Origin of the sequence: Acrocarpospora phusangensis (assembly GCF_016862995.1) — a bacterium.
GTDB classification, from domain to species: Bacteria; Actinomycetota; Actinomycetes; order Streptosporangiales; family Streptosporangiaceae; genus Acrocarpospora; species Acrocarpospora phusangensis.
Genome location: NZ_BOOA01000087.1, coordinates 1 through 11,239 on the forward strand (window position 1 = coordinate 1; position 11,239 = coordinate 11,239).

Sequence of the window (11,239 nt, forward strand, 5' to 3'; positions counted from 1 at the left end):
CGGGGACCAGCTCGGAGCGGAGATCGTCACGTTCTGGCCGGACTGACTCCAGCCGCCCTCCCAGCCGTTCTGGAGGGTCTGGTTGCCGGAGTAGCTGTAGGTGATCTGCCAGTTGGAGACCGGGTCGCCGAGGTTCTGGAGGCGGACCTGGGCGCCGAACCCGTTCCCGCCTTCCCAGGTCTTCGTGTAGGTGACCTGGCAGGCCACCGCCGCATTCGCGGCCGTCGGACTGACGGCGAGCCCGACGCCGGCGAGTAGCGTCGCCGCTACAGCCGTGAGGGCTCTTCGCCAGGAACTCTTGTGGGGTCCCATGTGTGTTTCTCCTTGACGAAACTGATGACGAACCTTGGGAGCGCTCCCAACATCCGTTCGTTTCGTCTGGATGTACAGCTTGTTTCCGCACAGGGCACAGGACCAAACGTCCCACCTGCATCTGGACTGCTTAAAGTGGTCATCTGTCCGATAAATCCGATGAAAAGTTCAGGACGCGGGCAGTGAGGTGTCTTGTACAGATTGTCACTTTCGGCCCACGGGTATTGCGGTGCGGGGCCCGAGCCGCTTCAATGACGGGATCGAGAGAGCGCTCTCTCGCCGTCCCCCGCGTCCCGTGGAGCCGCCCTGTGTTATCCCGCCGCCACTTCGTCGCCGCCTCCGTGACGGCCGCAGCCGCCCCCCTCGTCCTGTCCCGTACGGCCTCCGCCACCGGCCTCCTCGACCACCGCCTGAGCGGCTCCGCCGACCGGGCCCTCGGCTACCTGAACACCGTCCTGGACGCGTACGCGCAGGGCTCGGAGCCGCGTCTCGCGCAGAGCTACAACAACGAGTCCGGGCTGATGACCACGGCGTTCGTGTACGACAACGCGCTCGCCGTCATCGCGTACCTGTCCCGGCCCACCAGGGAGAACGTCCGGCGGGCCAAGGTCATCGGGGACACGTTCCTGTGGATCCAGGCCAACGACGAGACCTTCACCGACGGCCGGGTACGGCAGGCGTACGCGGCCGGGCCGATGCTGTTCTACGGCGGCGGCCCGGAGTTCACCGGAGTACGGCGGGCGGACGGCAAGGCGGGGTTCCTGTGGCCGTTCGGGTTCGGCGGATCCGCGGTCGGCGACGTGGCCTGGACGGCGCTCGCGCTGACGCACCTCTACGACCGGACCCGGGAGCGCCGGTACCTGGACGGGGCGGTGGCGCTGGGCGAGTGGATCGAGGCCACCAGCGTGTCGCCGTACCGGCACGGGGGGTATCTGGGCGGGGTGCAGGGCGACGGGACGACGAAGCAGCGGTGGTGCTCCAGCGAGCACAACATCGACGTCTACGCGCTCTTCCACGGCCTGGCCAAGTTCACCGGGAACCGGGTGTGGAAGACGCGGGCGCGGGTGGCGGGCGACTTCCTGGACGCCATGTGGAATCCGCGGGGGCGGTTCTACTGGACGGGGACGCTCGGGGCGAACCCGGCGGACGACCCGAACGAGATCAATCCGAGCCCGATCCCGGAGGACGTGCAGACCTGGGCGTACCTGGCGCGCGGGGACCGCGGGCGGGCGATCGACTGGACGACGTCGGCGCTGGCGACCACCGACCGCGGGGGCGTGTCGGAGAACTCGCAGCTGCCCGCCGGGTACACGGTGTCCGGGGTCACGTTCAGCGACGTGTCCAAGACGCTGACCGGGCCGGTGCCGAGTGGGACCGGGAACAACAACAGGGACGCCGTCTGGTTCGAGGGCACCGCGCACGTCGCGGCGGCGCTGGCCGCCCGGGGTGACCGGCGGGAGGCGCGCGGCTATCTGGGCGACATCGCGTCCGCCCAGGACGCGCTCGGCGCCGGTCAGACCGTCGGGCGCACCGCCGACCCGAACGGCGGTCGCCTCTCCAACCCGGGCGAGGGGGGCACCTGGACCGGGACCGCGCTGCCCGCCCGTTCCGGCGTCGTCGCCGCCTCCAGCGCGTTCGACACGGGCTTCGGCTTCGGCTACTTCCAGAACCAGCACGTGGGCGCGACCAGCTGGTACCTGATGGCCGCGCTCGGAACCAACCCCTACCGTTTCTGAGCCGCCCGGGCCGAGGGCTCCGGCCCTCGGCTCACCTCGCGCTCACCCCGCGCTCATCCCGCGCTCGCCAGGGCGGCGCGGAGCGCGGACGCGGAGTCGCCCGCGTGGTAGCGCCGCTCGCTCTCCTCGATGCCGTCCATGAACTCCTGGTAGCGGCTCGCGTGGTAGAGATGCGCCAGCGGCTCGGCCAGGGTGAGCGCCCGTCCGGGATCCGCGCCGGGCACCGCCGCCGACCAGGCCCGCACCCACGTCTCGGCCAGCCCGGCGCGGCGGTCCTCCGGGGCGAAGTCCCGCAGCCGCAGGCCGTCCAGAGCGGGATGCCCGAAATGACAGTCCGCGAAGTCCACGACCACACCGCGCCGCCCGTCCCAGCGCCAGTTGCCGGGATGAAAATCCCCATGCACCAGCGTGTACGGCAGCCCGCACGCCTCCAGCGCATCGACCATGCCCGGCAACTCGGCCACCAGCGCCCTGGCCGCCCGAAGCTCGCCCGCGTCGAGCTCCGCCCCCACCTCCCCGTCCAGAAGCCGACTCGTCAGCTCCCCAAGCCTGGGCGGCGTACGGTCCAACAGTCCGGCCGCCTTCTCCGTCAGCTCGGCCTGTGCGGCGACCATGCGCGGCACGACGTAGTCGACCGCCTCCTGGGGGGCGTGCCAGCAGTCCTCGCCGGGGGCGTGGGCCAGCAGGACCCATCGGCGTACGGGATCGGAGGCGATCAGGCGCGGCACGATCTCGGCGCCCGCGTCGGTGAGCAGCTCGATGGCGCCGCCCTCACAGGCCGCGAAACTCGGGGTCGCCTTGAACCAGACCGCCTCCGGATCCCCCTCCACCCGGATCCGGAAAAGTCCGGACAGGTTCCAGGTCTTGACCTGTTCGGCGGATCCCTTCGGGACCAGCCCGGCTCGCCGGATCTCAGCCTCCGCCCAGGACAGCCCCGCCCGGACCCCCTCGGCCGTCGCCCAGTCGGCGCGCTTCGCCGCAGGCGACAGGACCAGCCGCCCGGCGGCGGCGACCCGCCCCCGGAAACCGTCATCGACCCCCTCTGCGGAGACGTCCCCCGGGGGAACCGGCGATGCAGCCAGCAGGAGACCATCGACCGCAAGGTCGTGCGGGCCACCTTGATCCCCGTCGCCGGGCGATTCCGCACTCAGGAGACCATCGACGCCTTCGGCGGAGACCTCCCCTGGGGGAAGCGTTGATGCAGCCCGCAGGAGACCATCGACTGCAAGATCATGCGGGCCACCTTGATCCCCGTCGCCGGGCGATTCCGCACGCAGGAGACCAACGACCCCTTCGGCGGGGAACTCCCCCCAGGCGGGAAGGCTGCCGACCACCCCGTCGAGCACATCCGCGTGATAGATCACGCGGCCGCCCCCCATCCGGCCGCCCTCTTCGACGTCGACCAGCCGCAGCACCACGACCGGCGCCCCGACCGCCGCCTCCAGCGACGCCGAGACCGCCTCGACATCCGCCCACCAAGGACTTTCCACCAGGAACGGCCCGGCTTCCCCCAGGATCGCGCCGCCACCGCTGATCACCACACCCACAACCTTCGTCATGGCGCCAGTGTGCAGACCCCTCCCATGCTCCCGCCAACGGATTTCCGGCGACGCACAGAATGGATCTCAGACATTCGATGACCAGATAGTGCGAATTATTACGATCTAGCTGCGGAATTCGTCATTCGGGCAAGAAAAAAGGGCATCCGGCTTCGTTGACGGATGCCCGGTCACTGCCGCTCAGGGGTTCGGCGCCCGCCACATGGGATACATGACAGGCCCGTCGGGCAGCCGGAGCAGTTCCGGCATGTCCACATATCCGTGGCGCAGGTAGAGCCGCCGGCTCGCCTCGCTGCTGGCCTCCAGGTAAGCGGGCATGCCCTCGGCGTCCAGCCGCCGGTGGTGCTCCCGCAGCAGCTGACTGCCCAGGCCACGGCCCATCCGCCCCTGCACCAGCGCGATGAACGCCAGATACCCGTGCGGCTCATGCGGGTGCAGCTTCTCCATCTGCTCCCCCAGGATGCCGAACCGCCCGGCGTGCTCCCCGGCGAACCCGGCCACCGCCTCGTCATGCCCGGGAATCTCCGGGTACGGCGCGGTGAACCACACCGCCACCCCGGCCAGCTCCCCCGCCTCGTGGATGCCGTAGACGTCGCCGTGGTCGAGCGCGTGCGCCGCGTACATGCTGAAGAAGGCGTGCTGGATCGGGGGGCGGTCCTCGACCGGCGGGATGAGCCAGGTGGAGATCGCGTCCATCCGGAAGGTGTCGGCGATGACGCCGCCGACCACGGCCGCGTCGGTCATCCGGGTGATCTCGGCCGTCATTTGACGGCTCCGGTGACGGCCCGGGCGCCGAGGCCGATGTTGGCGTACACGTCGGGCTTGGTGGCCTTCAGCACGCGGGCCCAGATGACGCCGAAGATGATCGCGACGACGAAGATGCCGGGCAGCACCCAGCGGATGGGCTCGTCGGGCGCGACCCCGAGGACGGTGTCGAAGTTGACCAGGGTCAGCCCGATGATCGTGCACAGCGCCAGCGCCGCCAGCGCCGGAGCGATCTTCGTCCGCCAGGTGGTCTCCTCCGTGGGCCGCCGGGCGAAGTACGCGATCACCGCGATGGAGGTGGCGGTGAGCAGGGTCAGCAGGCCGAGGCCGCCGAACGCGCCGAAGGTGAAGAAGAGCTTGGTGAGCGGGTCCAGGCCGAGCACCGCGTACACGATGATCACGATCAGGCCCAGGGCGGTCTGCAGGAGCGAGCCGGCCACCGGCGCGCTGGTCCTGGCCGAGGTGCGGCCGAAGACCGACGGGAGCACGTTCTCCCGGCCTAACGCGAAGATGTAGCGGGCGGTGGTGTTGTGGAAGGCGATCATGCAGGCGATGCTGCTGGTCACGAAGAGCACCGAGCCGGCCGTGGAGACGGCGGACCCCATGTGAGCCTCGGCCTGGTTGAAGATCAGCAGGGTGCCGTCGGTGGTGGCCGCCTGCACGATCCCGTCCACGCCGGTCGGCACGGTCTGCGCCCAGGCGGAGAAGGAGTAGAGCAGCGCGATGATCGCGATGCCCACGTAGGTCGCGATCGGCACGGTCCGGTTGCGGTCCTTGGACTCCTCGGCGAACACCACCGAGGACTCGATCCCGGCGAACCCGGCGACCACGGTGGCCAGCGCGGCGCCGACGCCGGGCACGAGCAGCGCGCCCGGGGAGAAGCCCTCGAAGCTGATGCCGCCGGGCGCGGCGTTGAAGAGGTTGGCGATGTCGAAGAGGAGGACGATCGCGATCTCACTGACCAGCAGGACCGAGAGGATCCTGCCGTTGACGTCCACCCGCAGCACCCCGAGCAGGCCGGTCAGCGCCCAGGTCACCAGCGCGATCACCCACCACGCGGGCGATCCCCCGAACCAGCTGACCAGCAGCGGTTCCGCGGCCAGCCCGATGATCCCGTAGAGGCCGAGCTGCAGCGCGTTGTAGGCGAGCAGCGCCACCCACGCCGTCGCGACCCCGGCGGTCCGGCCGAGCCCCTGCGCCGCGTACGCGTAGAACGCCCCGGCGTTCACCACGTGGCGGGCCATCGTCACGTACCCGACCGCGAAGAGCGCGAAGATGCCGCCCAGCAGCAGGAAGGCCAGCGGCACGCCGATGACGCCCGTCACCATGTACGCGGTGGGCACCGAGCCGGCCACGACCATCAGGGGCGCCGCCGCCGAGACGACGAAGAACACGACCGATGGCACACCGAGCCGATCCTCGGCCAGCGCGGCGGAGACCGCACTGGGTTTGGACTGTGTGAGGGACATCCAGAACTCCGTGAATATTCGGGGGGTAGCGGTGATGTTTCTGGAACACCCGCGAATCATCGCGATCGGCGGTGAACGCGGGACCGGGCTCACGCGAGGCGTGGCGCCGGCCGTCGGCCGGCGGCCGGAGAGCAAGATCAGCCTCAGCCACGAAGGGCGACTCTATAGGCGAAATGCTGAATTTGTCATTAGTGGAACAAATTCTATTTTTATCGCCTATGAAGTGCGGCTGGACCGGAATGTCGTGGTTCCGTACAAGTGAAAACGGACCGTCACCGGCCGGGGTCCTCGGTGAGCCGCAGCACGCGCCGGGTCAGCTGGTGCAGGTGTTCACGGAACCGGGCCAGCTCCTCCTCCGAGTCCGCCCCCACCCGCTCGCCGTCGCCGTCCAGCACGCCGCCCTGGACGAAGCCGTGCACGCACCAGACGATCGTCCACACGCAGTACTCCATGTCGACGCCGCCCTCCACGAAGCCGTCCGCCGCCAGCTGCTCCAGGACCTCGGTGGCCATGGTGATCAGCGGCTGGGAGAACTGGCGTTCCAGGCCGATGAGGTCGGCGGCGTCGTGGAGCCAGCGGTGGATCCACAGCGCGGGAAGTTCGGGGTGCGCGACGCAGAAGTCCAGATACCGGTCCACGATCGCGTGCACCGCCGCCGCGGCCTGCGCCGCGTCCGCCACCGCGACCCCGCTGATGGCCGGCTTCATGGCCTCGATCTCGATCTGGTACGCGCGCTCGATGACCGCGAGGTAGAGGTCGCGCTTGTTCCCCGTGAAGCCGACCTTGGCCGGCTCGATCCCGAGAGCGTCGGAGATCTGACGCAGCGTGGTCGCGTCGTACCCGAGCGCGGCGAACAGTCTCGTCGCACCCTGCAGGAGGGTCTCCATCTGCGGCTCCCGGTCGATCATGCTGTCTCCAGTCCACCACCTAATGGGTCATGACATGGCAAACCGTTCCCTTAACTCCCATCAATGCGGGTCAACACTGGCGGGCGGACCGAGGGCGAACCGGGGCGCCGAAGCGCTCTGGTGGCGCTGCCTTTGCCCTGTGTTTTGCCGGTACGCCTGGACCGAGCGCCGGCTGGAGGGTCAAATCCGCCGGTACTTTGGGGGTTCTGGGGCGTCCTTGGGGGGCGAAGGAAGATCTTAAGGGCGTTTTGGGGTGTTTCGTTTGCTATGTCATGACTTGGGCGGTAGAGTCCTATTCGTTACTGAGTGGTGACCTTCCCACGGGTGCCACTTGGCGCCGAGTCCGGCGGAGCCGTCCAGGTTCCACTGGAGCCGGGGACCAGAGATGGCCTTGGGGCGCGGACGGCAGTCCGTACCCGGGGCCAGGCCCGGTAGGCGAGCCCGTGCCCCAAGACCTGCCCTTGACCTAGCAGGTTCGATCGATCGGGACGCACGCGGCAGCCCTGTCGTCTCATGGAAGACCCCACCTTCATGACCCGCATGTCTGACCTGTTCAAGCACCCTGCCCTGCGCGAGATCGCGGATAGCGTCAAGAACGCCGACCTGCGTGCGATCGCGGACCGGCTCAGGAACGCCGACCTGCGCGAGGTCGCCGACCGGCTCAAGGCCGCCGACCCGCTCCAGATCTCCGACCTGCTGGCGCGCGCGGACGCCCGGCCCCGCGACACCCGCACCACCGCGGCCGTCGCCGCCGTCGCCGCCGCCACCGTGATCAGCGTGGCCACCCTCGGCGCCGTCACCGCCGTCACCGCGCCCAGCGACACGACCGGCACCTCGGCCGCCATGGGTTCGCAGACCGCGCACCGGGCCACCGGAACAGCGAAGACCGCCGCCCAGCTGGCGAAGAGCGCCTCGCTCACCAAGACCGCCAAGGCGGCGAAGGCCCTGCACCTGGGCAAGACCACCGCGTCCTACTTCTGGGACGACGCCTCCGGCCGCGCCGGCGACACCGGCATGCCCGCCATCGGCAAGCCCATGCAGCGCGGCCTGGCCGCCAGCCCCAGCTGGCCGCTCGGCACCGAGGGCTACGTGACCTACAAGGGCAAGACCGCCAAGTTCTTCATCGGCGACCGCGGCCCCGGCAAGCCCTCCGACCACGGCGTCATGCTCGACCTGGACGCCAAGACCTTCGCCGACCTCACCAAGGGCGTGTTCGACCCCGACACCCTGACCGTCAAGGACAACGGCGGCGCGGGCCACATCCAGATCACGTACAAGATCACCAAGTGGGGCCCCGGGGTCGGCAAGAAGGGCGCTCCCGAGCCCTTCTCCACCGGCGCCTGGAACGACTGAGCCCTCCCCCGCCCCGCGTCCGTGTCGATGTGCGACCACCTGCCAAGGACTGCTATCGTTACGGACGCAAGCGCCGCTAGCTCAGTTGGTTAGAGCAGCTGACTCTTAATCAGCGGGTCCGGGGTTCGAGTCCCTGGCGGCGCACCCTGAAAAACCCCAGTTCACAATCTGTGAACTGGGGTTTTTTGTCGATCAGAGCGTCAGCACCTTCGTCGAGTTCTTCCGCGAGCTGGGACGTTGAGCGAAGACGACCATGACTACCTGCAGCAGACCCACGGCCTGCCCGGGACCTCGTCATCGGCCTGCTCAGTGACCGGGCGTCACGACGATAGTGTGTTCCGGTGGCTGATGATCGGGTTGTGGAGGCGTACACCGACGGTGCGTGCCGTGGCAATCCCGGGCCGGGCGGCTGGGGGGTGCTCCTCCGGTACGGCGAGCACGAGCGGGAGTTCCACGGCGGCGAAGCCGCGACGACGAACAACCGGATGGAGCTCATGGCCGCGATCATGGCGTTGGAGAAACTCACCCGGCCGTCCGAGGTCCGTCTGCACACCGACAGCACGTACGTGCGGTCCGGCATCACCACCTGGCTGCACGGGTGGAAGCGCAACGGCTGGCTGACGGCCGCCAAGCAGCCGGTCAAGAACGCCGATCTGTGGCAGCGGCTGGAGTCCGCGGCGCGGCGGCACCGGGTGGAATGGCTCTGGGTGCGTGGCCACAGCGGGCATCCGGAGAACGAACGAGCCGACGTGCTGGCCCGTCTCGGCTGCGAGGAAGTGGCCCCCAGCCGCCGAAGATAATTCGGGACATAAGGTATATGTCCATGCCTGGGAACATCACGATCGTCGATGCGAGGCCGGAGGACGCCGACGCGGTCGGCGAGGTTCACGCTTCCGCGTGGCTCGCCGCCTACGCCCCCTACTTCGCCCCGGATTTCTTCGCCGCCGCCGTCGAACACCGACGCACCAAGTGGCACACCGTCCTGGCCGGCGGCGCCGACACGGTCCTGCTCGCCCGGACGGACGGCCGCGCCGGCGCGTACTCCTACTTCGGGCGGTCCTCGTCCCGTCCCGGGCTCGCCGAGATCTTCGGCTTCTACGCGCATCCCGACCTCTGGGGCAGCGGGATCGCCGCCGCGTTGATGACCGCGACCCTGGCCCGGCTCCTGGACGACGGCTTCGGGCAGGTCTCCCTGTGGACACTTCGCGACACCGCGCAGTCACGTCGCTTCTACGCCAAGAACGGGTTCATCGAATCCGGCAGGACACAGGGCCACGATTTCGGTGACGGCCATCCCGTCGAACAGGTCGAGTACGAGCGCAGCCTGCACTGATCCTTCGCCCTGTGCGCGCGATTTTGCCCCGGTGTCACACTCTGCCGCCAGACGGCAGCTTCGGGACCGGAGAGGCCGGTGCCGGCGCCGGTCCGCCGGTCAACCGGCGGTTCCGGGGGCGGGTACGGCGCGTTCGGCGGCGCGGCTGACCCGCTCCCAGGCGGCCCAGGTTTCCATCCGCTGCCGGGAGATGTCGAAGGCCAGGTCGTAGACCATGCTGCCGAGCAGCAACCGCAGCGGCGGTTCTTCGCTGTCGACCAGTTTCAGCAGCGCGTCGGCGGCCAGGCGCGGCTCACTGTCGACCGAGCCCTCGGCCCACTGCTTCGCCAGTTCTGCGCGCAACAGGTCGTACTCCTCCGAAGGCGACGTCGTCGTCATACTGGCGTACAGGCTGGTCCAGTAGCCTCCGGGTTGGACGATGGTGAGCTTGACGCCGAACGGCGCGGCCTCCATGGCCAGGGCCTCGCTCATACCTTCCAGCGCGAATTTGCTCGCGCTGTACATCCCGGTGCTCGGGAAGCCGCCGAGGGCGGCGATGCTGGAGATCTGCACAATGTGACCGGATCTCTGGGAACGCAGGTGCGGCAGGACGGCCTGGCAGACCCACATCGCCCCGAAGAGATTGACCTCCAGTTGGGCACGCGCCTCGATCTCGGTGAACTCCTCGACCATGCCCGAGGACATGGTCCCGGCATTGTTCACCACGATGTCGAGCCGGCCGAAGTGTTCGACGGCGGTGTTCACGGCGGCGAACACCGCGTCGCGGTCGGTCACGTCCACGACAAGGGTGAGCAGCCGATCTCCGTACCGGTCGTCGAAATCCTGCCGCGCGATGGTCCGGGCGGCGGCGGCCACCTGATCGCCGCGCTCCAGCGCGGCGATCGCGAACGCCCGGCCCAGTCCGCGGCTGGCTCCGGTGATGAACCAGGTACGGGAAGGGGTGGTAGCAGGGATACGCATATGCGGAACTCCGGTTCTGTTGCGCTACACGAATCGAGACGGTCCGTCTCGTCTTATGGATGGACCGTACCGACTATCTGAACATCAAGTCAAGACGAACCGTCTCGTTTCATTTGCTAGCTTGGACGGCATGACGACGCAGCGCACGTCCCCCTCCAGCACGGCGCGCCGGAACGAGACCTCCCGGCGGGCCATCCTCACCGCGGCATTCGAACTGGTGCAGGAGGTGGGATACGTCAAGCTGAGCATCGAGGGCATCGCCTCCCGGGCCGGCGTCGGAAAGCAGACGATCTACCGCTGGTGGACCTCCAAGGGCGCGGTCCTCTTCGATGCCTTCCTCATGCTCAGCGAGCACCCAGACGGCGGAGGGAGCGCCCTGCCCGACACCGGTGATCTGGAGGCGGACCTGAAGGCAGTCCTGCGGGCCACCGTCGCGGAGCTGAACGATCCGCGCTACGACGAGCCGATGCGCGCCCTGAACACCGAGATCACGCATGATCCGGCGCTTGCCGCTCTCTACTCGGAACGACTGGACGGGCCGATGAGAGAGCTGAAGAAACAACGGCTGCGCAACGCTCAGCAGGCCGGGCAGCTTGCTCAGGACCTCGATCTCGACGTAGCCGTCGACCTGCTGTGGGGACCGTTGCTCAACCGATGGCTCCAGCGCAGCGGAGCGCTCACGCCCGACTACGCCGACAACATCGTCGAGACCGCGCTCAACGGTCTGCGCCCACGTCACTGACGATGCCGATCCCCACGGCGCCCGTCGTGGACGGCCTGTCACGGAAGGGGCCGATTCTTGATCAGCGGACCCGGTTTGGCGTGCTGGCGGGGCGCGCCGGAA

Annotated in this window: 12 protein-coding genes and 1 tRNA gene; 7 read left to right on the forward strand and 6 right to left on the reverse strand. The window is 68.9% G+C overall.

The annotated features are described in order from the left end of the window. On the reverse strand, nucleotides 1-312 hold a 312-nt coding region (locus tag Aph01nite_RS34345; protein WP_204045221.1), incomplete at its 3' end, for a cellulose binding domain-containing protein. A gap of 308 nt (nucleotides 313-620) precedes the next feature. Here Aph01nite_RS34345 and Aph01nite_RS34350 point away from each other — a divergent pair. Continuing rightward, nucleotides 621-2,048 (forward strand): hypothetical protein, encoded by a 1,428-nt coding sequence (locus Aph01nite_RS34350; RefSeq protein WP_204045222.1) that lies wholly within the window; start codon nucleotides 621-623, stop codon nucleotides 2,046-2,048. A 53-nt stretch (nucleotides 2,049-2,101) separates the two neighbouring features. Here the strand turns inward: Aph01nite_RS34350 and Aph01nite_RS34355 are convergent, their stop codons facing one another. The 3 genes from Aph01nite_RS34355 to Aph01nite_RS34365 all read right to left on the reverse strand — a co-directional run bounded on the left by Aph01nite_RS34355 (nucleotide 2,102) and on the right by Aph01nite_RS34365 (nucleotide 5,841). Next, nucleotides 2,102-3,607 carry an aminoglycoside phosphotransferase family protein gene (locus Aph01nite_RS34355; protein ID WP_204045223.1) on the reverse strand — a complete coding sequence of 502 codons (1,506 nt, stop codon included), beginning with the start codon at nucleotides 3,605-3,607 and terminating at the stop codon, nucleotides 2,102-2,104. A 180-nt stretch (nucleotides 3,608-3,787) separates the two neighbouring features. After that, on the reverse strand, nucleotides 3,788-4,372 hold the full coding sequence (locus Aph01nite_RS34360) for a GNAT family N-acetyltransferase (protein WP_204045224.1): 585 nt from the start codon (nucleotides 4,370-4,372) through the stop codon (nucleotides 3,788-3,790). Beyond that, nucleotides 4,369-5,841 (reverse strand): APC family permease, encoded by a 1,473-nt coding sequence (locus tag Aph01nite_RS34365; RefSeq protein ID WP_204045225.1) that lies wholly within the window; start codon nucleotides 5,839-5,841, stop codon nucleotides 4,369-4,371. The genes Aph01nite_RS34360 and Aph01nite_RS34365 overlap by 4 nt, the downstream gene beginning before the upstream one ends. Here Aph01nite_RS34365 and Aph01nite_RS34370 point away from each other — a divergent pair. After that, entirely contained in the window at nucleotides 5,831-6,103 is a 273-nt protein-coding gene (locus Aph01nite_RS34370; protein WP_204045226.1) for a hypothetical protein, read from the forward strand. The two genes, Aph01nite_RS34365 and Aph01nite_RS34370, sit on opposite strands and share 11 nt — an antisense overlap. A 10-nt stretch (nucleotides 6,104-6,113) precedes the next feature. Here the strand turns inward: Aph01nite_RS34370 and Aph01nite_RS34375 are convergent, their stop codons facing one another. Then, nucleotides 6,114-6,749 (reverse strand): TetR/AcrR family transcriptional regulator, encoded by a 636-nt coding sequence (locus tag Aph01nite_RS34375; protein WP_204045227.1) that lies wholly within the window; start codon nucleotides 6,747-6,749, stop codon nucleotides 6,114-6,116. Nucleotides 6,750-7,280: 531 nt separating this feature from the next. On the opposite strand from Aph01nite_RS34375, the gene Aph01nite_RS34380 reads away from it, so the two are divergent. From Aph01nite_RS34380 to Aph01nite_RS34395, 4 genes are all read left to right on the forward strand, one after another. Beyond that, a complete protein-coding gene (locus tag Aph01nite_RS34380; protein WP_239162198.1) occupies nucleotides 7,281-8,102 on the forward strand; it encodes a hypothetical protein in 822 nt (273 codons plus the stop codon). Nucleotides 8,103-8,172: 70 nt separating this feature from the next. Beyond that, a tRNA-Lys gene (locus tag Aph01nite_RS34385) sits at nucleotides 8,173-8,246 on the forward strand. Between the two features lie 197 nt (nucleotides 8,247-8,443). Beyond that, a complete protein-coding gene (rnhA, locus tag Aph01nite_RS34390; protein WP_239162199.1) occupies nucleotides 8,444-8,902 on the forward strand; it encodes a ribonuclease HI in 459 nt (152 codons plus the stop codon). A gap of 23 nt (nucleotides 8,903-8,925) precedes the next feature. Beyond that, a complete protein-coding gene (locus Aph01nite_RS34395) occupies nucleotides 8,926-9,435 on the forward strand; it encodes a GNAT family N-acetyltransferase (protein WP_204045228.1) in 510 nt (169 codons plus the stop codon). Between the two features lie 99 nt (nucleotides 9,436-9,534). Here the strand turns inward: Aph01nite_RS34395 and Aph01nite_RS34400 are convergent, their stop codons facing one another. Then, nucleotides 9,535-10,395: an SDR family oxidoreductase gene (locus Aph01nite_RS34400; RefSeq protein ID WP_204045229.1), complete on the reverse strand. Its 861-nt coding sequence runs from the start codon at nucleotides 10,393-10,395 to the stop codon at nucleotides 9,535-9,537. Between the two features lie 130 nt (nucleotides 10,396-10,525). On the opposite strand from Aph01nite_RS34400, the gene Aph01nite_RS34405 reads away from it, so the two are divergent. Further along, complete coding sequence (locus Aph01nite_RS34405) at nucleotides 10,526-11,137, forward strand: TetR/AcrR family transcriptional regulator (RefSeq protein WP_204045230.1); 612 nt, start codon at nucleotides 10,526-10,528, stop codon at nucleotides 11,135-11,137. The last annotated feature ends 102 nt before the right edge of the window (nucleotides 11,138-11,239 follow it).